Raw genomic sequence first — 25,186 nt, 5'->3', positions numbered from 1 at the left:
GTTTGATCGGGAATCGTGCAAGCACTCACCGTAATTCGATCGTGACGGTGAAGTGAGCGTTACGGGCGCTTTACCCCGCTTCCCTATGCACCGTGATGGACGTCTCGCCGAAGATCGCGCGGAGCTCCTCGCCCTCCCGGTACACCTCCTCCCGCATCTTGGCGAGTCGCTTCTCTTCCATCACCAGGCGCTGCGTCGCCTCCACGAACCGGTCGATCCGTTCCGTCAGGTCCTCTGAGGTCGGTGCCGGTTCGGCTTCGTGCGGCTCGGTTTCCGTGGCGGGCTGCGGGATCTGGCCGTGCTCCAAGATCACGCGCGGCGTGTCCTCGGTCCAGTTCGGCAGGGCACGGCTGACGGCTTCGTACACGCTCGGTCCGACCGGCTTGCCGGTCTCCAGCTTGAGCAGGCTCGCCACGCTGATTCCGGCGGCCTTGGCGAAGGATGGGCGGTACAGGTGGCCTGCGGCTTCCCGTGCGCGAGCGACTGCGATGCCCAGTCGCGCACGCGAGTCGGGATCGTACGTCTTCGTATGGGGTCGTAGGGCGGCCATTGGTGCATCATGACGCACCATCGCTGACGAAGCTACCTGCAGGTGGCGGCGCTTGAGGCGCTGTTGTCGCAGGTGGGCGCTGTAGTTCCGTCGCATGTCACGCACCATAGCGTACCATCACGTACCACAGCAACGAATTAAGATTGACTGTCGCGTATCACCGCGTACCATCGCTGCCATGCCCCCAGTAAACGGAGCCGTTTGGCGCGAGCGTCGAGAAGATATGCAGCTCACGTCGGACCAGGCCGCACAGCTGCTCGGTATCACCGGCGGCGCCCTCCGGCAGATCGAGCTCAACAAGAAGCCGGCCTCCGGCTTCCTCGCATCGCGAGCGGCTCGCCTCTTCCGGATTCCGCGGATGCAACTGCTGAAGGCCGAGGACGCGGCCCAGGAGCAGCCGAAAGAGAAGCCCAAGGCGGAGCCCAAGATCGAGCCGATCGGCCCGCCTCGTCGCGACGATCGGCGTGGCCCTCGGCGTGTTCACGATGAGGCGTTCGGCGAAACGGCGATCGCGGGATGAACACCGATCTCGCCTCTGCGATCGCTGACCTCATGCACCAGCTCCAAGCGGAGCAGGTGCGCGGCTACCGCGTCGAAACCGTCGCCGGACTCCTCGACGTTCCGTACCGAACCGTCATGGCGCTGATCCACTCCGGTCAGCTCGGGCACGTCATGGCGGGCCGCTACTACCTCGTGCCTCACGCCGAACTTCAGCGGTACCTCGCCGGAGCGGCTGCGGCGTCAAGGCGGAACGAGGCTGCCCGCGGCCCCTTGCTGATCACGCCAGGGCCCCAACAGAAAACGCGGGCCGATGCCCTCATGCCGACCTGCGCACCACAGGAACACCGGGAAGGAGCTTTGCTGTGACGACGCGGTACCTCACCGGCCACCCCGCGGCCGATCCCGTGTACGCCGCCGCCCTGCGCCGCATCGAGTCCAAGGCGCCCCTGAACGTCGAGCAGCAGCAGGCCCTGGCCGCGCTGCTGCGCACCGTCGGCCGCGCGATCCGCGCCGAGCAGGCGCCACTGGCGGTTTCCTACACCTACCAGCGGGCGATCAGCGCACTGGGCGGCGCGTGATGGCCGAGCTGACCGACGTCGAGCTCCTGGAGCAGGACAACCGCGCCTGGCCGGCGTTGCCCGGAAGCGCATGCTGCGGCGACGACTGGGCCGCGTGTCCTGAGCCCGGTGAATGGCAGGTGCGCGGCTACGCCGGCCGCTCGTTCTGCGCCCAGCACGCCGCGGTGCGGCTGCGGATCGCCGACGCGCTCACCGAACGGGCAAGGGTGGGGTGGTCGGCGTGATCGCGCGCAAACCCTGCACGGTGTCCGGGATCCGCCGCGTGCGGCTGGGCAAGGTCGCCAGGAACGACGGGATCGTGCTGTTCCCGGCCGGTGCCACCAAGGTCCACCCGATCACGTCGATCACGCGACCGGCACGCGGGCGAGTGCGTATCGAGTTCGGCGACGCCGAGCACCCCCAGCACGTCGATGCGCCTGCGAGCGTGCTCGTCTCCATCATCAGGAGGGCGCGCTGATGGCCACGTCGACAACGGCGGCCGCGCTGCGCCGCGAGCTGGCGCAGCAGCGGCCCCTGCAGGTTGGCCGGGTGGCGCTGGACAAGCTGCGGTTCCACCCGCTGAACATCCGCTCCGATCTCGGGGACCTGCGCCCGCTGACAGCATCGATCGCCGCCGAGGGCATCCTGCAACCCCTCCTCGCGCACAAGCACTCCGGCGGCGGCGAAGTCCTCGACGGTCACCGCCGCCTGGCGGCCGCGCGCCTGGCCGGGCTGCGCACCGCGCCGACGATGATCCTGCCGCACCGCGAGCCTGACGAGGCGATCTGCATCATGCTCGCCACCGCGCTCACCGGCTCGGGCCTACCCGTCGAGGACCGGCGCCGCGCCGTGCGCGCGCTGCTGGAGGACTACGGGCACACCGCCCGGGATCTGGCCGACCGGTTCGGCGTCAATGTGTCCACTGTGCACAACTGGGCGGCCGACCTGGATCCGGATGCGGTCAGCCCGAAGCGGACTCGGCGGCGAGCGCCGACCGTGGGTGCGCGAGCTATCCACAGCCTTGTGGAGAACTGGCGGCCGCGTGTGGATGGCGGGTTGTCCGGCGACCAGGCGGGCGCGTTGCTCGACGAGCTCGCCGCGCTCGTGCGACCTGGCGGTGCGTCATGAGCGGACTCGACTCCCACATCACCCGGTGCCTCGACTGCCGGGCATCGATCGTGTGGGCCACCACCGGCAAGGGGAACCAGATGCCCCTCGACGCCGAGCCGGTCTCGGCCGGAAACGTCTTGCTGTCGGTTGACCGCAAGGGCGTGCACGCCGGGGTCTTGGGGCCGAACCAGGCCGCTGGCGCCCGCGATCGAAGCCAGCCGCTCTACCAGCACCACCGGCTCAGCTGCCCGCACTCCCACAAGTGGGCGCGCCGCCGCTGACCATCCACCGGCGGGCGGGCGCTCGATGAACCGGCGCCCGCCCGCTGCCGATCACTCCACCGAGGACACATGACGACGCTGCAGGTCAACACCGCCGAGCTGTGCGCACTGCTGGCCGACCTGTCCCACACCGCGCCCCACGACCCGGAGTTCGGCGCGCTCGCCGGAATCGTGCTGCACACCAGCCGCGGCCACGTCGGCGCCGACCCGGGGCAGACCACGCTGCTGGTGGGCACCTCGACCACCCGCACCGTGGCCGGCCACGCCTACACGCCGTGCAGCGGCTACCTGCACGAGGCGATGCTGTGGCCGATCGGCGATGTGCGCGCCGCGCTGGCGGTGCTCAGGCCGTTGGCCAAGGCCGACAAGGCGCACACGACGGCGATCCGCCGCGACGGTGCCAGTGTGGTGCTCTCCGAGGTCGGCGACCCTGCCTTGTTCGACGACCTCGACGCACCGGCGGGCACGGAACTGCGGTTCACCGTCGGCGACCTCACCGACTACCCCCGCGGGATCTGGGCGCTGCTGGGTGACATCCACACCGCCTCGGTGGTGTTCGACACCGACGGCCGTGCGATCGACGCCGCTCCCCGCACCGACCTGACAGCGGCCGCGCTGCTGCCGTTCTGCAGGGTGGCGCGGTCCCGCGGCGAGGCCATCGAGCTCTACCGCTACCACCAGCGCCGCGCTGTGCTCGTGCAGATCGGCCCGGCCTACCGGGGCGTGCTCATGCCCGCCAGCTACGAGGACGGCAACCCGAGCGCGGTCACCGAACCGCCCGGCGAGGTCTACGCACCCGTGTTGCCCGAACCGGCCGAGCCCTCGCCGTGATGACCGAGCGTCCGGATGCCCGGCCGGTCACCGACCGCGTCCGCTACCGCGCGTGCCTGCTCGGCGAGCAGCCGGCCGAGGTCCTCGACCAGGCCGACCGCGAGCGCCTGGTGCTCGCGCTGCACGCCCTGGGCTGGACCGACGAGCAGATCGCCGCGCACACACGCATGACCTCCTACACCACCGCCCGGATCCGCGCCCGGATCGGGCTGGCGCCCCGGCGCCCGAAAGCGAGAACGACGTGAACAACCCGCACAGCCCCGCCGCGATCGGGTGGTGAGGCGATGCCATGGCTTCGGCTGGATGACATCGGCTACGACGATCCGCTCGTGCGCGCGGTGGGAAACGGTGCGTACGGCGCGGTCACGCGCATGGGGCAGTACGCCTCGGCGCAGCGCACCGACGGCTGGATTCCAGCGGACAAGGCCCGGGAGATCGCCTCCCGGGCCGAGTTGCGTGCGCTGACCGCCGTCCGGATCGGCGACGGCGCTCCGATGCTGCACGCCCACGGAGACGAGTGCCGCTGCCTGCAGGGCGTGCAGTGGAACGCCGGACAGGGCGGGTACTGGATTCACGCCTTCCTGGACCGCAACCCCTCGCGTAGCGAGAACGACGTGCACCGCGCCAAGGCCCGCGAGCTCAAGGACAAGGAGCTGCGCCGGGCGGTCAAGGACCGTGACGGCGACCGCTGCCGGTACTGCGGCATCACGGTCAAGTGGGCCGACCGCAAGACCCCCGCCGGGGGCGTGCTCGACCACGTGGATCCGAAGATCGCCGCTGGTGCCGACAACCTCGTGGTGGCCTGCCGCGGCTGCAACGGCCGCAAGAAGGACTGCACGCCCGAAGCCGCCGGCCTGTCCCTGCTCCCCGCCCCAGCCCCCGCAGCGACCTACCCCGGATCTACGCCAGATCAACCGCCGAACCACGCCGGATCTACGCCGGATCACCAGATCGACCACAGACCACACGATCGACCCGGCTCAGATCCACAGCCGTCTCCCGAGGCCGTTTCGACGGCCGATCCCGCCCCCAGTCAGCCGCAAAACCCGCAGGTCGCGGCCACCAACGCCGCGATCAACGGCGAGATCAGCGACGGCATGACTGCCGGGACGGGTAGGGGCCGGGACGGGCACGGATCGCCCTTAGAAACCGGCTACGCCCAGCGCATCGGAGACGCCGGACCAACCGGCCGCCGCCCCACCGTCGGCCCGCCCACCACGCCCCGGAACCAGCTGGCCCCCAACCCCTACACCCGCACCCCCGCAGGCCAACCACCACCAACTGCAGCCGATCCCGGGGCTGAGCCCGCCAACCACGACTGACAGCTCACACCGACCACAAAGGACACCCGATGCCGACTCGATACCAGCGCCGCATCGAACGCGGCCCGTCACTGGCCGCCCGCGAGATGCTGCGCGCCATCGCCAAGGGCGCGATCGCCGACCACCGCACCAGCCACGGCGACCTCCGCCCCTGCTGGATCAATCCCCAGGCCGCCCGCGGCTGGTACCGCATCGGCGAACACGCCCGCGACATCCCCAACCCCGCCGACGGGCCGCTGTGGATCGGCCCCGAAGACGCCGCCGTCCTGCGCTCGCTGATCGAACACGGCCAGGTGCGCCACACCCGCACCGGCTACCGCGCCGCCGGCGGTGCCGCATGACCGCGACCATCGGCTACCGGCTCGACCTGCCCTACGAGCGCCCTCCGCTCACCGCCAACCAGCGCATGCACTGGCGCCCGAAAGCCGAGATCACCAAGAACGTTCGCCACACCGCCGCGACGCTCTCCCGCGACGCCAAGGTGCCCGCGCTCGGCCGCTGCGCCGTCCGGCTGGTGTGGACCGTGACTGACCGACGCCGCCGCGACGCCGACAACCTCGTCCCCACCCTCAAGGCCTGCGCCGATGGACTGGTCGACGCCGGAGTCGTCACCGACGACATCCCGGAGTTGATGACCAAGCACATGCCCGAGATCGAGCGCGGCGACGCGCTCGGCCTGGTGCTCATCGTCGAACCGCTCGCCCAGGAGGCGACCACGTGACGCGACCGCCCCAGCTCGACCCGCGATGGATCCTCACGCGCGCACCGGAACTCCCCACCCAGGACGAGCGCAACCGCGCGATCCGGTGCGTCACCGCGCACGCCACCAGCGCTGACGACTGCGCCGAGCTGCTCGACATGCTCGGACTCACCCCGCCACACCGGCACGTTCGGCCGGTGCAGCCGTGACGAGGCCGCCGTCCCGGGAAAGCGGGCGCTGCCCGACGTGCGGCAAGAAGGTCTACGGCAACCGGCGCGCCGCACGCAGGGCTGCGAAGCGGCTGTACCCCGCCGACCGGATGCATGCCTACCGCTGCCCGACGAAGGGCCCGTGGGAGGCGAACCGTTGGCACATCGGCCACCTGAACCTCGCGGACCGAGACCGCGACCGCCGGATGCGAACCAGGAACGAAGGACACGACGATGACTGAAGATCCGCGACAGCTGCGGCACCTGCAGGACCAAATCCGCTCGGTCGCCCGGGAACTCACTGCCACCGGCGAGCGCGCGGTGCTGCGCGACGACGGCACCGTCACCCGTCACCAGGTGCCGTCGCTGCTGGATCAGCTCCGCGGCGCGACCGCCACCGGGTCCGAGGCCAGCCGCACCGGCGGCGGCCGCGGAACACCGCTGCCGGTTTCGCCCGCCGCTGTCGACCTGCTGACCGAGATCGAGCAGGACGCCGCTGACCTGCACGTGAAGGCGCTGGTGCACGACCGCCTGACCCCAGAGGATCGGATCCGCGCGCTGGTGGAGATCGTCGGGCGATGGACCGACGTGCACGCGGTGTGGAAGGCGTTGGGGTTCCTGCGCCGCTGGACGACCCAGATCCAAGCGCTGCTGGACCCGCCGCGGCAGCTGCACGTCGCCGCCGCGTGCCCGGTCTGCGAAGCGCGCATGTTCCAGCGTGCTGACCCCGACACCGGCGAGCAGGTCCAGACTCCGGCGCTGATCGTGGACGGCCGCATCGGGTGCACATGCCTGGCATGCGGCCACCGCTGGCCGCCGGCGAACCTTGAGCACCTGGCGGCCGTGCTCGGCCGCGTATCGCCGGGGGAGTGAAAGCGGCTATGGGGCAGGGAGAGTCGCGGAGCGGGACCCCAGTGGACAGCCGCGGCGATCATCACGCATACTGACGCTGCTCGGGTGAGTTGTACCCAAAACCAGCCAGACTTTGCAGAAGGCCCGTTCTCGCGCATGCGAGAGCGGGCCTTCTGCATGCGCAGGCCTGGCCGAGGGCCGCCCGCACGAGCGCCACAACTGAATAGCGAGATGGCCGGGTGAGCCCGAGGGACGAGCTCACCCGGCCATCGGAAACGAGAGCCACCGTGCACACCATGTACCAGGGCGACGCGCTCGCCGTTCTGCGAGAACTCCCTGCCGCCACCGTCGACGCGGTGATCACTGACCCGCCCTACAACTCCGGCGGCCGCACGATGAGCGACCGCACCAAGGCGTCGGCCCGCGGCAAGTACGTCTCCGGCGACGCCTGCCACGACCTGGCCGACTTCACCGGCGACAACCGCGACCAGCGCTCCTACATCGCGTGGCTGTCGCTCGTCCTCGCGGAATGCCTGCGGGTGTCCCGCCCCGGTGCGCACTGCCTGGTGTTCACCGACTGGCGCCAGCTGCCCGCGACCAGCGATGCGCTGCAGGTGGGTGGCTGGACGTGGCAGGGAACGGTCGTGTGGCACAAGCCGGTCGCCCGGCCGCGCCGCGGGGGATTCAAGGCCAACGCCGAGTTCATCCTGTGGGGAACCAACGGCCCCTACGACGGCAAGCGCGACCTGTACCTGCCAGGCGTGTTCTCCGCGTCCCAGCCCAGCGGCCGCCAGCGCCGCCACATCACGCAGAAGCCGGTCGACGGGCTCATGCGCGAGCTGGTGAAGGTCTGCGCTCCCGGGGGAACGATCCTCGACCCGTTCGCCGGATCCGGATCCACCGGCGAAGCCGCGTTGCACGAGGGCTACGACTTCGTTGGGATCGAGTTGTCCGAGCACTACCAGCGAGTCGCCCGGCAGCGCCTCGACGAGGTTGCGGCCAGCAGCGCGGTCGACCACTAAGACCCCTGGCCGCGGCGTCAGTCGTCGTGATCAGGCTACGACTGCGCTGCCTCGTGCACAGCAGCCAGCAACGACTCCTCACCGAAGACGACGTCGCTGTAGACCGTCACCACGCACTCGCTGCGTTCGTCGGTGCCGGGCTGCGAAGTACTGCACACCTGGTTCCATCGCTGGGCTGATGCCGCGTGCTCCCGGGCCGTGAGTTCCAGGTTCGCGAACCCGGACGCAGCGGCGTCGGCGGCCAGTTCGTCAGCGAGCTGCTGCAGCTCCGCGACCGCCGTCGAACACTCGGCGCTGTACGGGTTCGGTGGGCACGAGGCCGTGATGGCCTGCGACAGCTTGGGCTTCCACTTCGCCACCAGGTCTTGCCTCGACAGCGGCTCCGGCGGTGCAGTGGTCGCCTGCTCAGGGGCAGTCGTCGCGGCTGGGCCCGAGCCGGATGACTCGCTGCATGCCGACAGCGAGAGAGCCGCTGTTGCTACGGCGCCAACCACTACGGCACGCCACAACCTGGGCATGTGTGCTCCTTCATGTTGGGGCGCAACAGATCGCTGCGCACACATGCCCATCGCGAGCAGAGCTCGGTCGTTACTGGGTGCCGGCACTACGCGATCAGGAGGGACGGTGGCCAGGTGGCAGGGGCGCAAGGGCCGGCCTTGGCGTCGGGTGATCGCTCAGCTCAAGGCGACCAACCGAACGTGCTGGCTGTGCGGGCACGCGATCGACGTGGACCTGCCGGTCACGCACCCGCTGTCGTTCACCGCTGATCACATCGCCCCTCGCAGTCGAGGCGGCGCGCCGACCCTCGACAACGTGCGCCCGGCGCATCGCCGGTGCAACTCGCAGCGCGGGGCGAAGGTCGACTTCCGGCCGCCTTTGCGCACGTCGCGGCCGTGGTGAGCGGGCCGGGCGGGCGCTGGTTTTTGGTGACCTGGGGATGGGTGACCCCTGCGCCCTTCCCTCCCAAAATTTCCCCCCGGGAACGCGGATTCGGCGGAGGTGATCACGGTGACGAGCGATCGGATCACGACGATCAGCGATGTGATCGCCGATGCGATCCGTGCTGCCCGCAAGCGCGAAGGCATGACGCGCGCCGAGCTCGCCGACGCGGCCACCGTCGCCGATGGCGCGACGCAGCGGTTCACCGCGGCCGTGGTCGGTTACATCGAGACCGGCCGCCGTGATGCCGCCGGCCGCCGTCGGCGCGACGTCACCGTCGACGAGCTCGTCGAGCTGGCCGGCGCGTTGGCGACGACCCCGCTGGCGCTGCTGGGCGAGTACGCCGCTCGCTTCGGCGCGGACCGGCCGCCGGAATGCCCGCGGTGCACTGCGGATACCGGGGCGCTCGAGCGCGCGGTGCGCACGGACATCGAGGGGCTGGGCGAGCTCGACGGCGCCGAGCCGAGCCTGGCGCAGACCGCCTACGCGCTCGCCGCGGCGATCGACGCCGGCGGCGGGGAAGACGGCAAGCAGATCCCGGCGCTGGCCAAGGAGCTGCGCGCGACGTTGAAGGTGCTCACCGACGCCAGAGCGGCCAAGCAGCTCCCGGACGGGGAGGGGGACATCTTCGGTGACCTCGGGGAACCGGACTGACCTGCGTACCCAGCTGCAGGAGCTCTACGGGCTGTCGTGCGTGCCGCTGTACGGGACGCCGCGCAACCCGGACCGCAAGACCTACGGCGGGAAGGTCGCCCAGATCGCGCGCGCCTTCGGAACCCCGCTGATGCCCTGGCAGCGCTACGTCGCCGACGTCGCGCTGGAGGTCGACCCGGCAACCGGGCGGCTCGCCTACCGGGACGTGGTGCTGATGGTGCCGCGCCAGTCCGGCAAGACCACGCTGCTGCTGTCCAAGATGGTCTGGCGCGCCAACGCCTGGCCGCGGCAGAACATCCTCTACGCGGCGCAGAATCGCCTGTCAGCGCGCAAGAAGTGGGAAGAGGAACACGTCGCCGCGATCGAAGCAGCGAAGCCGTTCCGTGGCCGGTTCACGGTGCGCAAGACCAACGGTGACGAGGCGATCCGGTGGCGCAACGGCTCCCGGCACGGCATCACCAGCAACACCGAGACGGCCGGGCACGGCGAGACGCTCGACGACGGCACGATCGACGAGGCCTTCGCCCACGAGGACGGCCGCATGGAGCAGGCATTCAGCCCGGCCATGATCACGCGGCCGCAGCCCCAGCAGTGGCTCGTCTCCACCGCGGGCACCGGGAAGTCGGTGTTCCTCAACGGCAAACGCACGATGGGCCGGGAGCTGATCGAAGCCGGCCAGCCCTCGACGCTGGCGTTCTTCGACTGGACCGTCCCGCTGGACGAGCACGGCAAGCTCACGATGGACCCCGGAGACCCGGCCACCTGGTGGTCCTGCATGCCGGCGCTCGGGCACACGGTGACCGAGGAAGCCGTGCGCAGCGAGTTCACCAAGATGGACCTGGCGGAGTTCTGCCGCGCGTACCTCAACGTCACCCGGCTCGACATCGTCGAGGACGACCCGAACGTGCCGACCGAGCAGTGGCCCGCGCTGGCCGACGCTCGCTCGCAGGTCGGCACCGAGATCGCGTTCGCGCTGGACATCACCCCGGACCGGCAATGGTCCTCGATCGCGGTGTGCGGCCCCCGCAGCGACGGGCGGCTGCACCTCGAGGTCATCGACCACCGGCCCGGCACCGACTGGCTGGTGGCCAGGGCCCGTGAACTCGTCGACCGGCACCAGCCGGTCGCCTTCGGCCTGGACATCGCCGGCCCCGCCGGGTCGCTGCTGGTGGAGCTGGAGAAGGCAGGCCTGCGCCGCCCAGCAGACCCCGCGCAGCCGGAGCGTGGCCAGCTGGCGATCCCGACCACGCGCGAGGTCGCCGCGGCCTGCGGCGCGTTCACCGACGCCGCCCGCCAGGACACCCTGCGCCATCGCGACCAGGCACAGCTGAACTCCGCGATTGCCGGGGCCCGCACGCGGCCGATCGGCGACGGCTACGCCTGGGGCCGCAAGAGCTCGTCGACCGACATCAGCCCGCTGGTTGCCGCGACGGTGGCCATGTGGGCGCACGCGACGCGCGCGCACCTGGTGCGCGACGACTACGACCCGTTGGCCAACATCTGGTGAAAGGGGGCACCGTGCTGCCCACGCTGTTGCGCCGCGTCACGGGCGCGGCCGCCGAGTACGCCGGCCACACCCTGCGCTGGCTGCCCGGCGCCGCGGCCGCGGCCTGTTTCGTCGCGGCCGGCTGGATGATCGCGGCGCCGCTCGGACTGGCCGTGGCCGGGGCGTTCTGCCTGTGGGCGGATTGGCGGATGCGATGAGCCTGTGGTTCCGAGGCACTCGTCAGGAAGAACGCGCCACCCAGTGGGCGCCCGTGCCGTATCCGGCACTCGCCCCATCGTCCTATGTGGACGTAAATCTGTCCTCGGCGGAATCGGCCATGCAGTCGATCGCCGTGCGCGGAGCGATCGACCTGATCGCCTCGCTGGCCTCCGAGCTGCCCGCCGAGGTCTACTCGGGCACCGGCACCGACCGCGTACGGCGCCCGACGCCGAGCTACCTGCTCGACCCCGCCGGCGATGGCCAGGGACTGCCCGACTGGTGCTACCAGGTCGTGGAGTCGTGGCTGCTGCGCGGCAACGTCTACGGCGACGTCCTCGACCACCGCGGGACCTGCCCGACGCAGATCCAACTGCTGCACCCCGACGACGTGTCCGGGTGGATCGACGAGAACGGCACCGTGCACTGGTCGGTCACCGGCCGCCCGGTAAACCCCGATCGGTGGCTGCACCAGCGCGTCAACCCCGTACCGGGCCGGGTACTCGGCCTCTCGCCGGTCGCGTGGCACGCGGCGACGATCGGCCTGTCGATCACCTCGGTGCGCTTCGGCGAATCGTGGTTCCGCGACGGCGCCCACCCGAGCGCGCTGCTGACCAACGAGGAAGCCACGCTCAACGAGGACCAGGCCCGCCAGGCCAAACACCGCTTCCTCGCCGCGCTGCGCGGAACCCGCGAGCCGGTCGTGCTGGGCAAGGGCTGGAAGTACCAGCAGATCCAGATCAGCCCGGAAGAGTCCCAGTTCCTGGCGACCCAGGGCTACACCGAGGCCCAGTGCGCGCGGATCTTCGGGCCGGGTATCGCCGAGGTGCTTGGCTACGAGTCCGGCGGCTCGATGACGTATTCCAATGTGGAGTCCCGCAGCACGCACCTGCTGGTCTACAGCGTCAACAAGTGGCTGTCCCGGCTGGAACGGCTGCTGTCCAGCATGCTGCCGCGGCCGCAGTACGTGCGCATCGACCGCGACGGGCTGCTGCAGTCCACGACGCTGGAGCGCTACCGCGCCAACGAGATCGCGCTGCGCAACCGATGGAAGACGGTCAACGAGGTCCGGCAGAGCGAGGGCGACCTGCCGCCGGTGCCCTGGGGCAATGAGCCCAACCCCACGAGCCCCGCACCACCTGGTGGTGCGCATCCCGACGAGCACGACGACGACCAGGAGGACGGGTCCTGATGACCACTCACACCCTGCCCGATCTCGACCTGGTGCGCGCCGTGCCGACCAGCGTCCGCGCCGACGGCGCCGACGCAGCGGGTATGCCCACCATGGTGGTGCGGTTTTCCGCGTTCGACCGCTGGTACGAGATCGACTCGTACTGGGAGGGCCGGTTCCTGGAGCGCACCGTGCGCGGCGCGTTCAAGAAGACGATCCGGGAGAACGGCGCCAACCTGAAGATCCTCTACGACCACGGCTTCGACTTCCAGATCGGCAACAAGGTCCTCGGCTCCGTGGCCTCTCTGCGGGAGGATCCGGACTCGCCGGTCGCCGAGGTGCAGCTGTTCGACACCAGCTACAACCGCGACCTGCTGCCCGGCATCGAGGCGGGCGCCTACGGTTCGTCGTTCCGGTTCCGCGTGGTCAAGGAGGAGTGGAACGACGACCCCGGCCGCTCGGAGTACAACCCCGATGGCCTGCCGGAACGCACCATCAAGGAGGTCCGGCTGTTCGAGGCCGGGCCCGTGACGTTCCCCGCGAACCCCGATTCCACCGTCGGCGTGCGCTGCATGACCGACGACTACTACCAGCGCCTGCGCGCCCGCGACCCCGAACGGGTCGACGAGCTCCGCTCGCGCCTGCACGCCCACCGCACTCCCGACGCCGACCCAGCCGCCCCGCCGGGCACTGGCCGCCCGGGAGCCGCACCCGTGACCGACGAGCCGGCACCGCGCCACTCGGGCGGACTGACGCACGCGCAACGCCGTGCAGCCCTCTACCCGTACCTGGAAGGAGCATCCTCGTGAACCTCGAGGAACTTCGCGCCCGGCTCACCGCGATCGAGACCGAGCGCCGCAGCATCCACACCGCCGCCGGCGACAACCCGCTCGACGAGGCGCAGCACACCCGGTGGGACGCCCTCGACACCGAGGAAGCCGAGCTGCGCGAGCACCTGGCCGCCGCCGAGGAGACCGAGCAGCGCGCCGCCCGGGTGCGCGAATCGCGGGCCCGCTACGGCGCTCGGATGGGCACCGATGACCCGCTTGGCGAGCCCGAGGGCATTGAGCAGAACTTCCGCGGCAACCCCTGGGATCTGGGCGCCGTCACGCGCTCGCTGCACCGCGAGACGCCCGAGCGCGGCGGCCAGGAGCTGCGCGCCCGCGCGCTGGCCGCGGTCGAGCACGTCCGCGGCGTCTCCGACGCCAGCAAGCAGCACATCACCGGGCTGCTGGAGTCGCTGGACTTCGAAGACGACGGCGCCGAGGGCCGCGGCGCGCGGGGCATCGCCGCGCACGTCGTCGCGACTTCCAGCAAGGAGTACATGCGGGCCTGGTCCAAGGCGTTCAAGACCGGGATGCGCACCGGGCAGCCCGATGTCGAGGCGCTCGCGGTGCTGCAGCGCGCCGCCAGTCTCACCGACGCCGCCGGCGGGTACGCGGTGCCGCTGCCGGTCGACCCGACGCTGATCCTCAACTACGACGGCTCGGTGTCGCCGATGCGGCGGATCTCCACCGTTCGTACCGCGGTCACCGACACGTACCGGACGGTCAACGCGGGAGCCGTGACTGCGTCCTACGACGCGGAAGGTTCCGAGGTCTCCGACGACACGCCGACGTGGGGTGCCATCGACATCAAGATGGAGATGGCGCGGGGGTTCCTGCCGTACTCCATCGAGATCGGCGTGGACTACCCGAACTTCACCGCTGATGTCGCGATGCTGTTGGCGGATGCCAAGACGAACCTGGAGAACACCAAGTTCGTCACCGGCACTGGGAACGGCGAGCCGGTCGGTATCGTCACCGCGCTGACGGGCACTCCGTACGAGATCAACTCGGCCACCGCCGACACGCTCGCCCTGGCCGACGTCTACAAGGTCGACGAGGAACTGCCCGAGCGGTTCTACGACAACGCCCAGTGGATCGGCCACAAGAAGATCTACTCCGCGCTGCGGCAGGCCGGCGGGGCGAACCTCGACGACTTCTGGGCCGACCTGGGCCAGGGACAGCCGTCGCAGCTGCTCGGGCACCCGGTCAACAACGCCTCGGCGATGGACGGCGTCATCAACGCCACCCAGGACAACCGGGTGCTCATCCTCGGCGACTTCCGCAACTTCTGGATCGTCGACCGGCTCGGCTTCGCCACCGAGCTGATCCCGCACCTGTTCCACACCACCACGAACCGGCCCTCCGGCCAGCGCGGTGTGTTCGCCTACTGGCGCAACGGCTCCGACTCGGTCAACGACCGCGCGTTCCGCCAGCTCAACGTCACCTGATCCGAGTTCAACCCACGTGGTGGACGGGCCCGCTGAAAGGCCCGTCCACCACGTGCGCACGGGAGTGGAGAGGCACATGGCCGACAAGCAGTACCTGCGGGTCAAGTCCGGGTTCGTGCTGGCCGACCGCACCATCGTCAAGGCCGGCCAGATCGTGACCGCTGACGACCGGGTGGTCAAGGGGCGCGAGGAGCTGTTCGAGCCCATGGAAGACCACGTCGAGGCCGCGACCCGCGCGCCGGGCGAGCGGCGGCTGAGCCTGCGTCGCCCCGACGCGGTCGTGCTGTCGGCCGCGCGTCCCACCAGGCGCCGGAGCCGGAAGACGCCGGAACCCGCCGCCGAGACGGACGCCGCCACCGCGGCCGCCGCCGATGTCGTCGACGACCCGGCGCCGGAGGCCGACGAACCGGGGCAGGAGTAGGCCGTGGCCACCCTCGACGTGCTCACCCTCGATGAGGGGAAGCAAGCGCTGAACGCGACCCGGACCACAGCGTCGGACATCGAGCTGGCGGCGTGGATCACCGCCGTGTCGCAGCGGCTCGACGAGCTCGTGGGCCCGGTCGTGGCGCGCCTCGTCGTCGGTGAGGTGCACGACGGTGGTCGGCATGTGGTGTTGCTGACGCACTACCCGGTCCGCTCGATCACCTCGGTGGCCGAGTACGTCAATGGCACCGAGATCCCGCTGACCGCCGAGACCCGCACCAGCAAGCCGGGGAAGGCGTTCATGGTCGACCAGTACGAGCCGGACCGGTCGTTGTCGTCGAACTGGCTGCGCCGCCGCAGCAGCGGCGCTGACGCCAGGTTCGCGCCGGGCCGCTCGGCCGTCGTCGTCTCCTACGAGGCGGGCCGATTCGCCAACACCGCCAGCGTGGACCCGCGGTTCAAGATCGCCGCGATGCTCATGCTGAAGAACCTGTGGCGGTCCCAGGAAGACAGCGTGGCCACGATCGGCGAATTCGACGTGCCCGCCAGCAGCTTCCCGACGTTCGCAGTCCCGCGCGCGGTCCGCGAGATGTTCCCGCGCGAGATCCAAGAGCCGCGGATGGGCATCGCATGAGCACCGGAACCACCCTGCCGGTGGTCAAGCGCGCGCTGCTCGACGCGCTGATCGCCCGCCCCGGCCTGGCCGGAGTGCAGCTGGCCTACGAGATGCCGCAGCGGGGCATCGCCGCCGAGTCACTGTGGTTCGGCGAGGACACCGAAACCGAGGCCGGGATCCCGGTCATGAAGGCCGGCACCAAGCACGTCGACGAGCAGTTCGCGCTCCCGATGGTCGTCCAGGCGCTCATCACCGACGGCCGCGACGCCGAAACCGCGGACCAACGCGCCGCGGCACTGCTGGCCGAGCTGCAGCAGTGCCTCGCGCAGAACCCGCGCCTGACACCGGCGATCCAGTGGGCCGAGATGACCGGATGGGTACATCACGTCGGCCCGATCGGCGACGGCACCGCACGCGGCAGCCGCTTCGACGTGGCGATCCGAGTCCGCGCCCGCCTGACCCCCTGACCCTGTCCACTCCTCGCACGCCTGGGAGTTGCTGTGCGCATCGTCTACACCGGACCGTTCCGGGCCGTCGACGTGCCCTCACTCGGTCTCACCGCCGAGCAGGGCACGCCGATCGAGGTGCCCGACGAGCCCGCCGCCCGACTACTGGAGCAGTCCACCATCTGGGCCGAGGCCACGCCGCCGAAGCCCGCCACCACCAAGACCGCTAAGGAGGGCTGAGGGATGGGCATCCCCAGCGGGCTCGACGCCCAGCTGATGACCGGCGAAGAGGCCACCTACGGCACCGCAGTCACTGTCGACCGCGGCTATGAGATCCGCTCTGAGACGTTGTCGCTGGAAGCGCAGCGCATCGAGTCATCGGCGATCCGGCCCGGCCACCGGGTGCTGCGCACCGGCCGGTGGTTTCAAGGCCAGCGGAGCGCGGGCGGCGAGATCACCATGGAACTGGGGACCGTGTCCTTCGGCCGGTGGTTCAAGCATTGCTTCGGCTCGGTGACCACCGCGCAGCCGGACGCCGCGGGCAACCCCACCGTCTACAAGCACACCTTCACCCCCGGCCCGCTGCCGCCCGGGCTGACGATCCAGGTCGGCCGCCCCGGCGCGCCGTCGGGAACGGTGCACCCGTTCACCTACACCGGCTGCAAGATCGGCTCGTGGACGCTGAGCTCGGCGATCGGGGAGATCGTGACCTTCGCGCCGACGATCCTCGGCCGCGACGAAACCACCGCCACCCCGCTGGCCACCGCCTCCTACCCGGCGAACCTCGACCTGCTGACCTTCGTCGAGGGGTCGCTGACGCTCGACGGCGCCGCGCACGAAATGCGGTCGATCAGCGTGCAGGGCACCAACGGCCTCGCCGATGACCGCTACGTGCACGGTTCCCGGCTGCGTAACGAGCCGCTGGAGATCGGCTCGGAGGGATCGCAGGCCCGGGTCTACAGCGGCACGATCGAGGGCGAGTTCAAGGATCTGACCGCCTACAGCCGGTTCGTCTCCGGCGCCGAAGCGGAGCTGGTGCTGCTGTTCGCCGGCGGCACGATCAGCGGCACCTACGACTACGAGGTCCGCATCACCGCCAACGTCCGCTTCGACGGGACCACGCCGAACGTGCCGGACGGCAACGTGATCATGCAGACGCTGCCGTTCAAGGTTGTCGACAACGGCACCACGTCGATCCGGCTGGAGTACCAGACCACCGACGCGACGGTGTGAGCCGTGCCCGCTCGCATCGAGATCCGCGGTACGCAGGACTTGCGCCGGGCCGCCGCCGAGCTCAAAGCCGCGGGGGACGGCCGGTTGCGCCGGGAAATGGGCCGCCAGATGCGGACCGCGGCGAAACCGGCCGTTGACGACGCGCAGAACAACGTGCGCGGCGTGAACACCACCGCCACCCGTGGCGGCGGCGGGCAGGCGCGACGCGAACACGCCATGTCCCGGACCCGTTCCCGCACCGAACGTGCGAAGCGCAAGGCCTACGAGCAGCGCGGGCTGCGCGCCACGATCGCGCGCGCGGTGCGGCTGCAGATGTCGGCCGGCGCCCGGTCGGCGTCGGTGCGCATTCGCACGCTGACCCGCTATCTGCCACCGGACCAGCGCAAGTTGCCGCGCTACCTCGATGAGGGCCGGTGGCGGCATCCGGTGTTCGGCAATCGCGACTGGTGGGTGACGCAGACCGCGCGCCCCGCTGGCTGGTTCGACTCCGCCATGCGCCGCCACGGCTCCAAGGTGCGTGACGGCGCGGTCAAGGCCGTGAACGACATCATCACCAAGCTCGGGAAATGAGGACCGGCATGACGCCGTTGGACTTCCGTTTCAAGCTCGGCGAATCGGAGTGGACGCTGGACTTCCACTCGATCACCGTCGACGAGTCGATCGAGCTGTGCAAGCTCACCGGCTGCAAGTGGATTCAGCTGTGCGGCGACTTCGACCAGGGCGACGCGCTCGCGGTGAAGGCGTTCTTCTGGCTGGCGCGCCGTAAGGCCGGCGAGCAGCTGACCTTCGACGGCGAGGCCATGAACTTCCGGTGGGCCGACTTCGGCCGGGAGCTGCTCCGGCCGGTGGTCGAGAACACGACTGAGGACCCCGGGCAGGCGCCGGACCCTACCGCGGCGACGCCGAGGACGTCGCGGAGGAAGTAGCGCGCTACAAGCCGTGGTTCCTGCAGCTGTGGCACATGCACCCGGCCGATGTCGGACGCCTGACCCTGACCGATTTCTGGATGTGCGCCGAGCTGGTCGACGAACACCGTCGCGCCCGCGCTGAGGCGCCACCGACCGCTGCTGGGAGGCGATGATGGCAGGCGGCGCCCGCGACCTGGTGTTCACCGTCCTCGGCATCGACAAGGCCAGCAAGACCTTCGACAAGGTCGGCGACTCGATCGACCGCATGGGCAACCGCGCCACCAAGACCCTGGTCGGCGTGGCCGGAGGTTCGGCCGCCGCGGCGGCCGGTGTCGCCGCTGCGGTCGGCGCGCTGCCGCTGGCGTTCATCGGGCTCGGCGCGGTCGCGCTGCGGGAAAACGCCGCTGTCCGCGACAGCTTCGATGATCTGTCCGAGACCGTCCGCACCGGCCTGACGGCGGACGCCGCGCCGCTGGAATCGGCGTTCGTCGGCGCCGCGGAGGAAATGGGCGCGGCGTACGAGGAACTGCGCCCGCTGATGCGGGACGCCTTCGCCGCTTCGGCGCCCTACGTGGCCACGCTGACCAAGGGCGTGACCGACTTCGCGCGCAACGCGATGCCGGGCATGGTCACCTCGGTGGAGCGCGCCGGGCCGGTGATCGACGGCATGGCGTCGCTGATGGCAGACGCAGGAGCTGGTGTCGGGGACTTCTTCGAGATCGTCTCGACCGGCTCGGACGATGCCGGTGCCGGCATCGAGCACTTCGGGCAGCTGATCCGCGGTGTGCTGCCGGAGGTCGGCGGCGTGCTGGTCGGGCTCACCGGTGTGTGGGCCGAGCACGGCGACGAGGTTGCCGAGGTCATCACCCGCGTCATCGGCGTCATCAACGACATGTCCGGCGGTGCGCTGCCGGTGATGTCCTCGGCGGTCGGCGTTGCGCTCGACGTGCTGTCTGGCGTGCTCAACGTGATCGAGCCGCTGTCGGGCGTGCTCGGCCCGCTGATCGGCTTGTGGCTGTCGATGGCGGCTGCGATGCGCGGCATGCGCGCCGTGCGCGAGGTCGTCTCGGGCGTGGCCACCTCGATGATCCAGTTCAGCGACAACACGCGCCGCGCCGCTGGCAGCGGCAGCGTGCTGCAGACCGCCGGCCGCGGCATGCTCGGCGTGCTGGGCGGCCCGTTCGGCGCCGCGCTGGCCGCCGCAGCGATCGGGCTCGCACTGTTCGGCTCGGCCAGCCAGAACGCGGAGGGCGACCAGCGATCGCTGTCGTCGGCACTGCGGGATTCCGCCGGGGCGTTCGACTCCAACGCCCGCGCCGCCATCATGCAGTCCGAGCAGTACCAGGACATCGCCAACTCGGTCGAGGCGGCGGGGCTGACCCACGCCGAGTATGTCGACGCCCTGATCGCCGGCGGGCCCGCTCTGGACGCCCTGAAAGCGAAGCTGCAGGCCTACAACCAGACCGCCTTCGAGCAGCAGGGAACCTTCCAGGGCGTCCGCGGCTCCATGCAGGAACAGTCCGAGGCGTCGGTGGATCTGCTGCTGGCAACCGACGGGCTGCGCAGCACTGTGGCGGGCGCGATCGAGGAGCAGCGGCAGTACGCCGAGGGAGTCGACGGGGCCGGGGCTGCCATGCAGAGCTCGGTCCCGGGGGCCGATTCGCTGCGCGAAGCGATGGACACCCTTAAGACGTCCACGGCCGACACCGCAGACCGGGTCGATGCCCTCAACTCGGCGTGGCGGCAGCTGTTCGGCATCGAGATCACGATGGAAGAGGCCACCGCCGGTTTCGAAGAGAGCCTGGACAACCTGCGGGAATCGATCGAGGGAGTCCGGTCCGGCACCGCGAACTGGCACGCTGCCCTGTTCGCCGCGGACGGCCAGATCAACACCACGACGAAGGAAGGCCGCGAGCTGCACGAGAGCCTGATTCGGCAGGGCGATGAGTACCGGCGACTCGCGCAGACCGCCTACGACACCGCGATCCGCCAGGGCCAGTCCCAGCAGCAGGCGACTGCGGATGCTTTCAACGCGGTGAACCAGCGGCGCGCGCAGTTCCTCGCCGAAGCGCAGCAGATGGGGTTCACTGCTGCCGAGGCTCAGCGTCTGGCCGACAAGTACTTCGGTATGCCCCGCGACATCCTGACCGTGATCCGGGGCGACACGGGCCAGGCGTACACCGCGGTCACCGCGTGGGAGAACTGGTTCCGCCCGCGGTCCCAGCAGACGATCTACATCGAGACGCAGGTCAGCCGCCAGATCGGCGGGCACTTCACCCGCGAGGGATACCGCCGTGGCGCCGGCGGCACCGCCACCCGCGCACATGGTGGCCCGATCGCGTCGCAGCGCTCGGTCCTGGTCGGGGAGCACGGACCGGAGCTGCTGGTGCCCTCCGGTCCGGGCCGGGTCCTCCCGACGCACGAAACCCGGCGGGTGCTGGCGCAAGCTGGACCATCCAGCGAACCGGCACCGCGCGCGACTGTCCATATCGGAACGTTCGTCGCGCAGCCCAACCAGTCACCTTACGACATCGCTGCCGATTTGGACTGGATCTCTCGTGGGGGTGGGTAGTGGCCGCCGGTGACCTGATCACGACGGACGGGCAAGTCGAATGGCGCGGCGCGCTGCTGGGCGTTGACACGCCGTTTGAGCTGGTGCAGCTGGAAGGCTGGCTGGACCTGCCGGACCTCCGCGACGGTGACGCCGAGCTCGCCAACGCGCACGGCTACCAGCCCGGCCAGCTGTTGGCTGACCGGCGGATCGTGACGCTGTCGTTCGAGCTCGGCGACTCCGACCCGGCCAGCTTCCGGGCCGCCGAGTCGACGTTGCGACGCATCACCGCGCCCGACGAGAACCCCGCCGAAGAACCGCTGGTCGTGCGGTGGCAGGGCATCAAGGCGATGGTGCTGGCCCGCTGCACCGGCCGGTTGATCCCGACCCCGGTGGAGTACCACTACGGGCTCACCCGCGGCGTGATCCAGTGGCGCGCCACCAACCCGCGCCTGCTGCACCTGCCGCAGCAGGCCCCGGCGACCGCGCCCCCGGTGGCGGGCGGTGGTGGCCTGCTGTGGCCGTTGACGTGGCCGCTGGTGTGGGGCTCGGCGCAGTTCGGTGGCGAGCTCGTCGTCACCAACGACGGCAACGCCCACGCCCAGCCGACTTGGCGGATCACCGGGCCCTGCACCCGCCCGATGATCCGCAACGCCGACACCGGCGCCGAGCTGGCGTTCGACGACTCCTACACCCTCCTGGACGGGCAGCAACTGCTGCTGTCCACCGAGGACCGATCGGTGCTGCTGTCCACCGGGGTCAGCCGATCGAACATGTTGATCCGGCGCCAGTGGTTCACGCTCCCGCCGGGCAATACGCGCATCCGGTTCGAGACCAGCGACGGCACCGGGCAACTCGAATGCCTTTACCACCACACGAGTTTCTGAGGGGGATCACGTGGCCGAACGCCATTCGTGGGCAGTGCAGCAAGTCGCCAGCGGCGGAGTGCAGACCGTCGAAGACGGTCGGATCACCATCGCCGCGCTGGCCACGCCCGCCGGACAGATCACCTCCCGCACCGGGCTGCTCCCCGCGGCGTCGACTCCGGGCACGGTGAGCGCCACCAGCCCGACCGCCAACGGGTTCGTGCACGTCGCCCCGTTCCGGGCAGTGCTGCAGTCCCAGCGCGGCGGCGGCGCCTACCTGCTGTGCCTGGACGCCAGCAAGGACATCAACGTGCTCGGCACCGCACCGGCCGACGCATCCAACCCCCGCCACGACCTGATCGTGTTCCAGCAGTCCGACGCCTACTACGGCGACACCACCTCGGACATGGTGGTGCGCCACATCGTCGGCACCCCCGCGGCGACCCCAGTGGACCCGGCCGTCCCCGGCAGCGCCGACCACATCGTCCGGGCCCGCATCGTGGTGCCCCCGAACGCGACCACGATCACCACCGTCGACATCCAGAACTTCGACGTGGCCCGCACCGTCGCCGCAGGCGGCATCACGCCCGTCACCGACGCCACCGCGCGCAGCGGCGTTGCCAACCCCTACGCCGGCCAAGCGGTGTACCGGCTGGACACCCGGCGCATCGAGGTGCACGACGGCACCGACTGGCGGGTGCCGAGCATCCCGGTGGTGGCCACCGCCTCCGAGATCAGCAACCCGATCACGGGGCAGCTGATCATGCGGCTGTCGACGAACATCGTGCAGCGGTGGAACGGTTCGGCCTGGGTGGATGCGTTCCCGATCGGCGGCACCACCGACGCCACCCGGCACGAGGCGCGCTACTACCGGGCGACCGCGCAGCCGATCCCGAACAATGTCGACCAGCGGGTGCACCTGCCCGATCTCGACTACGTCTCCGACGACGTGTCCGTGGCCGCCGTCGGCAACGGCACCGAGTTCACGCTGAACCGGGCCGGGCTGTGGCATCTGGCGGCCAACATCCGGTTCGTCTCCACGGGTTCGGCTTCCGAGCGCGCACTGGCGATCGCGGGCTCACCCACCGGGAGCCGCTACGCCCAGGCGGCCAGCGACCAGGCCGGCGAACCGTGCTCGCTGAGCTGCTCGACGACGCGCCGGTTCAACGCGGGCGACAAGCTCAGCATGTGGGCCTACCAGAACACCGGCGCCTCGTTGAACCTCGACCCGCTCGGCAACGGCGTGAACATGTCGCTGACGTGGCTACGGGGGTGAGCACGTGGCGCTGCCGGTCTACACCTACGCCATCGCCGACCTGCGAACCAACACGCTCATCGAGGAAGTCCCGCTGCGGTCGGTGCGGTTCAACAAGCCGCTCAACGGCTCGGGACGGTTCAACGCCACGTGGAAACTCGGCGAGCACTCCAAGCACCTCGACGCCTACGACCTGACCATGCCGTGCCGGCGCGTGATCTACGCCTTCCGCGACTCCCGGCCGATGTGGGGCGGGATCATCTGGTCCCGCTCCTACAACTCCGAGGACGAGACGGTGACCGTCGGCGCGGGGGAGTTCTGGAGCTACTTCGACCACCGCAAGGTGCTGCCGGTCCTCCCGGCCAACCCCAACCTGACCGCGGTGGCCGGCCTGACCATCGCCTACGACAACGTCGAGCAGAACGAGATCGCCCGCCGCCTGGTCGCCCAGGCCCAGCAGCACGCAGGCGGGAACATCGGCATCGAGCTCGACGCCACGGTCTCCAACGTCCTGCGCGATCGCACCTACCGGGGCTACGACCTCACCGACACCGGCGAGGCCCTGCGCAACCTGACCAACGTCGAGGGCGGCCCCGACATGGTCTTCGACGTCATCGCCGGTCCCCGCGCTCCGCGGCGCATCCTGCGCATCGGCGAACCGTGGCTCGGCCAGCAGGGGAGCAGCCACGTCTGGGAACTGCGCGGCAACACCATCAGCTACACCTGGCCCACCGACGGCACCCGCATGGCCACCCGCGCCTTCGCCACCGGCGAGGGCGTCGACCTCGGAACGCCGATCGCGGTACACGAGCAGCCCGAGCGCTACAAGCAGGGATTCCCGTTGCTGGAGCTGGAGAACAACTACAGCGGCGCTGAATCGGAGTCCACATTGTTCGGTCACGCCGAGGCTGACCAGCAAGCGGCCCGGATGCCGGTGGTGCTCCCGCAGATCGTGGTCCGCGGCGACATCCCACCGACCGCGGCCGAGGTCAACCGCGGTGATGACGGGTGGCTGGTGATCCCACCCGACCGGTTCCACCGAGCTGGGTTCGACGGCCCGGTGCGCGTGGTCGACATGGAGTTCGCGCCCTCAGCCGACGCCGAGCGGGTCACGCTCACGCTCGCGCCGCTGCTCGACGGCATCGCATAGGAGGCACCGTGGGCCAGGTGAACCAGCCCAGCAACCTGCTGGACCGGCTCAAGCGCGCCGAGGCGGAGCTGCGGCGGCTCTGGAAGTCCGTCGGCTTGGCATCGGCCACGATCAGCCGCGGCGGCCTGACCCTGCTGCAGGACGCCTTCCTGCGCATGGTCGACGACAACGGGACCGAAATCCTCTACATGGGTCCCGACACCAGCGGCAAGCAGGTGCTCACCATCCGCCGGGAAGGCGGCGCACGCCTGCTGTTCACCCAAGGCAACCAGGCCTTCGGCCGCGACTTCTGGGCGCTCACCGACGCCGCGGACCGCATCCTGGTCTCCGACGACGCCGCAACCGGCGTCGGCCTCGCGCGCCCCTGGCTGCCGGTGCAGCTCTACCAGAAGTTCGTACCCCGCACGATCACCACGCACACCGACGGGCTCGGCGAGGTGTACTCGTACTCCACGATCGACGCTTCCAAGATCACGGGCGAATCGACCATGTGGGAAGGACGCGCGTCGATCTCGCACCCATGGATCACCGTCGACGGCCTGTGGGGGCCGGCGACCGGGACGCCCACCGTGACGTACCGGCTCAAGGTCGGCGGAGCCACCGTCGCCGAGTGGTCCTCCGCCCTCGGATTCCGACACATCACGGCGGACGTGTCCGCGCAGGTCGGCAACGACTGGACCGGCGTCGCCATCACCGCCACCGCCTCCGGCTCCGGCGTGATCGCCTGCCAGCCCTTCGGCTGCTACCTCCACCAAACCCTGTGACGGAGAGGCGATGACCACCGAGACACCCGCCGACGTCGCGCTCGGCTACGTCCAGCGCGAACTGGCCGGAATCCGCACCGAACTGTCCGAGCTCGCCGCGGAGATGCGCGGCCACGTCGCCTCGCACGGCCCCCGCGTCGCCGTCGTCGAGCACCGCGTCGACCAGATCGAAGCCGACCTCACCGCCATGCAGGCCGCCCGCGACCGCGAACGCTCACAGCGCTGGGCGCTGTGGATCGCCGTGCTGGCCGCGCTGCTCGGCTGGATCCCCACCCTCGCCCAGACCATCGGGAGCTGA

37 protein-coding genes are annotated in these 25,186 nt (G+C 70.4%); 35 read left to right on the top strand and 2 right to left on the bottom strand.

Features of this window, described 5'->3' with window-relative positions:
* Positions 1 to 70: 70 nt before the first annotated feature.
* Positions 71 to 646: a hypothetical protein gene (locus ATL45_RS38280; protein ID WP_143121624.1), complete on the bottom strand. Its 576-nt coding sequence runs from the start codon at positions 644 to 646 to the stop codon at positions 71 to 73.
* A gap of 127 nt (positions 647 to 773) precedes the next feature.
* On the opposite strand from ATL45_RS38280, the gene ATL45_RS04920 reads away from it, so the two are divergent.
* The 15 genes from ATL45_RS04920 to ATL45_RS04845 all read left to right on the top strand — a co-directional run bounded on the left by ATL45_RS04920 (position 774) and on the right by ATL45_RS04845 (position 7,935).
* Positions 774 to 1,070: a hypothetical protein gene (locus ATL45_RS04920; RefSeq protein WP_093152079.1), complete on the top strand. Its 297-nt coding sequence runs from the start codon at positions 774 to 776 to the stop codon at positions 1,068 to 1,070.
* Positions 1,067 to 1,417, top strand: a complete 351-nt coding sequence (locus ATL45_RS04915; protein ID WP_093152076.1) for an excisionase family DNA-binding protein — start codon at positions 1,067 to 1,069, stop codon at positions 1,415 to 1,417. Before ATL45_RS04920 ends, ATL45_RS04915 begins: the two co-directional genes overlap by 4 nt.
* On the top strand, positions 1,414 to 1,629 hold the full coding sequence (locus tag ATL45_RS04910; RefSeq protein ID WP_093152074.1) for a hypothetical protein: 216 nt from the start codon (positions 1,414 to 1,416) through the stop codon (positions 1,627 to 1,629). Before ATL45_RS04915 ends, ATL45_RS04910 begins: the two co-directional genes overlap by 4 nt.
* On the top strand, positions 1,629 to 1,853 hold the full coding sequence (locus ATL45_RS04905; RefSeq protein ID WP_093152071.1) for a hypothetical protein: 225 nt from the start codon (positions 1,629 to 1,631) through the stop codon (positions 1,851 to 1,853). Before ATL45_RS04910 ends, ATL45_RS04905 begins: the two co-directional genes overlap by 1 nt.
* Complete coding sequence (locus ATL45_RS04900; protein ID WP_093152069.1) at positions 1,841 to 2,086, top strand: hypothetical protein; 246 nt, start codon at positions 1,841 to 1,843, stop codon at positions 2,084 to 2,086. The genes ATL45_RS04905 and ATL45_RS04900 overlap by 13 nt, the downstream gene beginning before the upstream one ends.
* Positions 2,086 to 2,736, top strand: a complete 651-nt coding sequence (locus tag ATL45_RS04895; protein ID WP_093152066.1) for a ParB/RepB/Spo0J family partition protein — start codon at positions 2,086 to 2,088, stop codon at positions 2,734 to 2,736. The genes ATL45_RS04900 and ATL45_RS04895 overlap by 1 nt, the downstream gene beginning before the upstream one ends.
* On the top strand, positions 2,733 to 2,999 hold the full coding sequence (locus tag ATL45_RS04890; RefSeq protein WP_093152063.1) for a hypothetical protein: 267 nt from the start codon (positions 2,733 to 2,735) through the stop codon (positions 2,997 to 2,999). The genes ATL45_RS04895 and ATL45_RS04890 overlap by 4 nt, the downstream gene beginning before the upstream one ends.
* Positions 3,000 to 3,068: 69 nt before the next feature.
* Complete coding sequence (locus tag ATL45_RS04885; RefSeq protein ID WP_093152061.1) at positions 3,069 to 3,830, top strand: hypothetical protein; 762 nt, start codon at positions 3,069 to 3,071, stop codon at positions 3,828 to 3,830.
* Positions 3,830 to 4,075, top strand: a complete 246-nt coding sequence (locus ATL45_RS04880) for a hypothetical protein (RefSeq protein WP_093152058.1) — start codon at positions 3,830 to 3,832, stop codon at positions 4,073 to 4,075. The genes ATL45_RS04885 and ATL45_RS04880 overlap by 1 nt, the downstream gene beginning before the upstream one ends.
* A 39-nt stretch (positions 4,076 to 4,114) precedes the next feature.
* The gene (locus tag ATL45_RS04875; protein ID WP_093152055.1) at positions 4,115 to 5,152 is read left to right on the top strand and encodes an HNH endonuclease; all 1,038 of its coding nucleotides are present in this window, start codon (positions 4,115 to 4,117) and stop codon (positions 5,150 to 5,152) included.
* 29 nt (positions 5,153 to 5,181) lie between these two features.
* Positions 5,182 to 5,493 (top strand): hypothetical protein, encoded by a 312-nt coding sequence (locus ATL45_RS04870; RefSeq protein WP_093152053.1) that lies wholly within the window; start codon positions 5,182 to 5,184, stop codon positions 5,491 to 5,493.
* Positions 5,490 to 5,873 carry a RusA family crossover junction endodeoxyribonuclease gene (locus tag ATL45_RS04865; protein WP_093152050.1) on the top strand — a complete coding sequence of 128 codons (384 nt, stop codon included), beginning with the start codon at positions 5,490 to 5,492 and terminating at the stop codon, positions 5,871 to 5,873. Before ATL45_RS04870 ends, ATL45_RS04865 begins: the two co-directional genes overlap by 4 nt.
* Positions 5,870 to 6,061, top strand: coding sequence for a hypothetical protein (locus ATL45_RS04860; protein ID WP_093152047.1), 192 nt, complete (start codon positions 5,870 to 5,872; stop codon positions 6,059 to 6,061). The genes ATL45_RS04865 and ATL45_RS04860 overlap by 4 nt, the downstream gene beginning before the upstream one ends.
* A gap of 234 nt (positions 6,062 to 6,295) precedes the next feature.
* Positions 6,296 to 6,934, top strand: coding sequence for a DUF7340 domain-containing protein (locus tag ATL45_RS04850; protein WP_093152045.1), 639 nt, complete (start codon positions 6,296 to 6,298; stop codon positions 6,932 to 6,934).
* A gap of 275 nt (positions 6,935 to 7,209) precedes the next feature.
* The gene (locus ATL45_RS04845) at positions 7,210 to 7,935 is read left to right on the top strand and encodes a DNA-methyltransferase (RefSeq protein WP_093152567.1); all 726 of its coding nucleotides are present in this window, start codon (positions 7,210 to 7,212) and stop codon (positions 7,933 to 7,935) included.
* Positions 7,936 to 7,970: 35 nt separating this feature from the next.
* Here the strand turns inward: ATL45_RS04845 and ATL45_RS04840 are convergent, their stop codons facing one another.
* The gene (locus ATL45_RS04840) at positions 7,971 to 8,294 is read right to left on the bottom strand and encodes a hypothetical protein (RefSeq protein ID WP_093152042.1); all 324 of its coding nucleotides are present in this window, start codon (positions 8,292 to 8,294) and stop codon (positions 7,971 to 7,973) included.
* A 265-nt stretch (positions 8,295 to 8,559) separates the two neighbouring features.
* Here ATL45_RS04840 and ATL45_RS39280 point away from each other — a divergent pair, with 265 nt between their 5' ends.
* The 20 genes from ATL45_RS39280 (at position 8,560) to ATL45_RS04740 (ending at position 25,186) form a co-directional block, all read left to right on the top strand.
* Positions 8,560 to 8,835: an HNH endonuclease gene (locus ATL45_RS39280; RefSeq protein ID WP_246025169.1), complete on the top strand. Its 276-nt coding sequence runs from the start codon at positions 8,560 to 8,562 to the stop codon at positions 8,833 to 8,835.
* Positions 8,836 to 8,943: 108 nt separating this feature from the next.
* On the top strand, positions 8,944 to 9,528 hold the full coding sequence (locus tag ATL45_RS39275) for a hypothetical protein (protein WP_211841181.1): 585 nt from the start codon (positions 8,944 to 8,946) through the stop codon (positions 9,526 to 9,528).
* Entirely contained in the window at positions 9,506 to 11,035 is a 1,530-nt protein-coding gene (locus tag ATL45_RS04825; RefSeq protein ID WP_093152040.1) for a terminase large subunit domain-containing protein, read from the top strand. Before ATL45_RS39275 ends, ATL45_RS04825 begins: the two co-directional genes overlap by 23 nt.
* 11 nt (positions 11,036 to 11,046) lie before the next feature.
* Positions 11,047 to 11,232, top strand: coding sequence for a hypothetical protein (locus ATL45_RS04820; protein WP_093152037.1), 186 nt, complete (start codon positions 11,047 to 11,049; stop codon positions 11,230 to 11,232).
* Between the two features lie 119 nt (positions 11,233 to 11,351).
* Entirely contained in the window at positions 11,352 to 12,422 is a 1,071-nt protein-coding gene (locus ATL45_RS04815; RefSeq protein ID WP_170210162.1) for a phage portal protein, read from the top strand.
* Positions 12,422 to 13,210: an HK97 family phage prohead protease gene (locus ATL45_RS04810; RefSeq protein ID WP_093152032.1), complete on the top strand. Its 789-nt coding sequence runs from the start codon at positions 12,422 to 12,424 to the stop codon at positions 13,208 to 13,210. The genes ATL45_RS04815 and ATL45_RS04810 overlap by 1 nt, the downstream gene beginning before the upstream one ends.
* Positions 13,207 to 14,676: a phage major capsid protein gene (locus ATL45_RS04805; RefSeq protein WP_170210161.1), complete on the top strand. Its 1,470-nt coding sequence runs from the start codon at positions 13,207 to 13,209 to the stop codon at positions 14,674 to 14,676. Before ATL45_RS04810 ends, ATL45_RS04805 begins: the two co-directional genes overlap by 4 nt.
* A 76-nt stretch (positions 14,677 to 14,752) precedes the next feature.
* A complete protein-coding gene (locus ATL45_RS04800) occupies positions 14,753 to 15,097 on the top strand; it encodes a hypothetical protein (RefSeq protein ID WP_093152027.1) in 345 nt (114 codons plus the stop codon).
* A 3-nt stretch (positions 15,098 to 15,100) separates the two neighbouring features.
* Complete coding sequence (locus tag ATL45_RS04795; protein WP_093152024.1) at positions 15,101 to 15,733, top strand: hypothetical protein; 633 nt, start codon at positions 15,101 to 15,103, stop codon at positions 15,731 to 15,733.
* On the top strand, positions 15,730 to 16,182 hold the full coding sequence (locus ATL45_RS04790; protein WP_093152022.1) for a hypothetical protein: 453 nt from the start codon (positions 15,730 to 15,732) through the stop codon (positions 16,180 to 16,182). Before ATL45_RS04795 ends, ATL45_RS04790 begins: the two co-directional genes overlap by 4 nt.
* Before the next feature lie 33 nt (positions 16,183 to 16,215).
* A complete protein-coding gene (locus ATL45_RS04785; RefSeq protein WP_093152019.1) occupies positions 16,216 to 16,401 on the top strand; it encodes a hypothetical protein in 186 nt (61 codons plus the stop codon).
* A 3-nt stretch (positions 16,402 to 16,404) separates the two neighbouring features.
* Complete coding sequence (locus ATL45_RS04780) at positions 16,405 to 17,394, top strand: phage tail tube protein (protein ID WP_093152017.1); 990 nt, start codon at positions 16,405 to 16,407, stop codon at positions 17,392 to 17,394.
* A gap of 3 nt (positions 17,395 to 17,397) precedes the next feature.
* Positions 17,398 to 17,964 (top strand): hypothetical protein, encoded by a 567-nt coding sequence (locus ATL45_RS04775; protein ID WP_093152014.1) that lies wholly within the window; start codon positions 17,398 to 17,400, stop codon positions 17,962 to 17,964.
* An 8-nt stretch (positions 17,965 to 17,972) separates the two neighbouring features.
* Positions 17,973 to 18,320: a hypothetical protein gene (locus ATL45_RS04770; protein ID WP_093152011.1), complete on the top strand. Its 348-nt coding sequence runs from the start codon at positions 17,973 to 17,975 to the stop codon at positions 18,318 to 18,320.
* Between the two features lie 154 nt (positions 18,321 to 18,474).
* The gene (locus tag ATL45_RS04765; RefSeq protein WP_093152009.1) at positions 18,475 to 20,874 is read left to right on the top strand and encodes a hypothetical protein; all 2,400 of its coding nucleotides are present in this window, start codon (positions 18,475 to 18,477) and stop codon (positions 20,872 to 20,874) included.
* Positions 20,874 to 21,740, top strand: coding sequence for a phage distal tail protein (locus tag ATL45_RS04760; RefSeq protein ID WP_093152006.1), 867 nt, complete (start codon positions 20,874 to 20,876; stop codon positions 21,738 to 21,740). The genes ATL45_RS04765 and ATL45_RS04760 overlap by 1 nt, the downstream gene beginning before the upstream one ends.
* A gap of 10 nt (positions 21,741 to 21,750) precedes the next feature.
* Positions 21,751 to 22,995, top strand: a complete 1,245-nt coding sequence (locus ATL45_RS04755; protein ID WP_143121623.1) for a hypothetical protein — start codon at positions 21,751 to 21,753, stop codon at positions 22,993 to 22,995.
* Between the two features lie 4 nt (positions 22,996 to 22,999).
* Positions 23,000 to 24,124, top strand: coding sequence for a hypothetical protein (locus ATL45_RS04750; protein WP_093152001.1), 1,125 nt, complete (start codon positions 23,000 to 23,002; stop codon positions 24,122 to 24,124).
* A gap of 8 nt (positions 24,125 to 24,132) precedes the next feature.
* Positions 24,133 to 24,888 (top strand): hypothetical protein, encoded by a 756-nt coding sequence (locus ATL45_RS04745; RefSeq protein WP_093151998.1) that lies wholly within the window; start codon positions 24,133 to 24,135, stop codon positions 24,886 to 24,888.
* Positions 24,889 to 24,898: 10 nt separating this feature from the next.
* Positions 24,899 to 25,186, top strand: coding sequence for a hypothetical protein (locus tag ATL45_RS04740; protein ID WP_093151995.1), 288 nt, complete (start codon positions 24,899 to 24,901; stop codon positions 25,184 to 25,186).

It is taken from the genome of Saccharopolyspora antimicrobica, assembly GCF_003635025.1.
Classification (GTDB): Bacteria; Actinomycetota; Actinomycetes; order Mycobacteriales; family Pseudonocardiaceae; genus Saccharopolyspora; species Saccharopolyspora antimicrobica.
The sequence above is the reverse complement of the archived record's forward strand: the minus strand, read 5'-3'. Positions and strand labels throughout refer to the sequence as shown.

Bases quoted from the DNA above. Each gene is read 5' to 3' on its own strand.
- ATL45_RS04850 (WP_093152045.1), top strand. From the start codon at position 6,296: ATGACTGAAGATCCGCGACAGCTGCGGCACCTGCAGGACCAAATCCGC.
- ATL45_RS04845 (WP_093152567.1), top strand. From the start codon at position 7,210: ATGTACCAGGGCGACGCGCTCGCCGTTCTGCGAGAACTCCCTGCCGCC.
- ATL45_RS04880 (WP_093152058.1), top strand. From the start codon at position 3,830: ATGACCGAGCGTCCGGATGCCCGGCCGGTCACCGACCGCGTCCGCTAC.
- ATL45_RS38280 (WP_143121624.1), bottom strand. From the start codon at position 646: ATGCGACGGAACTACAGCGCCCACCTGCGACAACAGCGCCTCAAGCGC.
- ATL45_RS04790 (WP_093152022.1), top strand. From the start codon at position 15,730: ATGAGCACCGGAACCACCCTGCCGGTGGTCAAGCGCGCGCTGCTCGAC.
- ATL45_RS04875 (WP_093152055.1), top strand. From the start codon at position 4,115: ATGCCATGGCTTCGGCTGGATGACATCGGCTACGACGATCCGCTCGTG.
- ATL45_RS04885 (WP_093152061.1), top strand. From the start codon at position 3,069: ATGACGACGCTGCAGGTCAACACCGCCGAGCTGTGCGCACTGCTGGCC.
- ATL45_RS04740 (WP_093151995.1), top strand. From the start codon at position 24,899: ATGACCACCGAGACACCCGCCGACGTCGCGCTCGGCTACGTCCAGCGC.
- ATL45_RS04865 (WP_093152050.1), top strand. From the start codon at position 5,490: ATGACCGCGACCATCGGCTACCGGCTCGACCTGCCCTACGAGCGCCCT.
- ATL45_RS04895 (WP_093152066.1), top strand. From the start codon at position 2,086: ATGGCCACGTCGACAACGGCGGCCGCGCTGCGCCGCGAGCTGGCGCAG.
- ATL45_RS04765 (WP_093152009.1), top strand. From the start codon at position 18,475: ATGGCAGGCGGCGCCCGCGACCTGGTGTTCACCGTCCTCGGCATCGAC.
- ATL45_RS04810 (WP_093152032.1), top strand. From the start codon at position 12,422: ATGACCACTCACACCCTGCCCGATCTCGACCTGGTGCGCGCCGTGCCG.
- ATL45_RS04915 (WP_093152076.1), top strand. From the start codon at position 1,067: ATGAACACCGATCTCGCCTCTGCGATCGCTGACCTCATGCACCAGCTC.
- ATL45_RS04870 (WP_093152053.1), top strand. From the start codon at position 5,182: ATGCCGACTCGATACCAGCGCCGCATCGAACGCGGCCCGTCACTGGCC.
- ATL45_RS04770 (WP_093152011.1), top strand. From the start codon at position 17,973: ATGACGCCGTTGGACTTCCGTTTCAAGCTCGGCGAATCGGAGTGGACG.
- ATL45_RS04905 (WP_093152071.1), top strand. From the start codon at position 1,629: ATGGCCGAGCTGACCGACGTCGAGCTCCTGGAGCAGGACAACCGCGCC.
- ATL45_RS04800 (WP_093152027.1), top strand. From the start codon at position 14,753: ATGGCCGACAAGCAGTACCTGCGGGTCAAGTCCGGGTTCGTGCTGGCC.
- ATL45_RS04920 (WP_093152079.1), top strand. From the start codon at position 774: ATGCAGCTCACGTCGGACCAGGCCGCACAGCTGCTCGGTATCACCGGC.
- ATL45_RS04890 (WP_093152063.1), top strand. From the start codon at position 2,733: ATGAGCGGACTCGACTCCCACATCACCCGGTGCCTCGACTGCCGGGCA.
- ATL45_RS04780 (WP_093152017.1), top strand. From the start codon at position 16,405: ATGGGCATCCCCAGCGGGCTCGACGCCCAGCTGATGACCGGCGAAGAG.
- ATL45_RS04815 (WP_170210162.1), top strand. From the start codon at position 11,352: ATGCAGTCGATCGCCGTGCGCGGAGCGATCGACCTGATCGCCTCGCTG.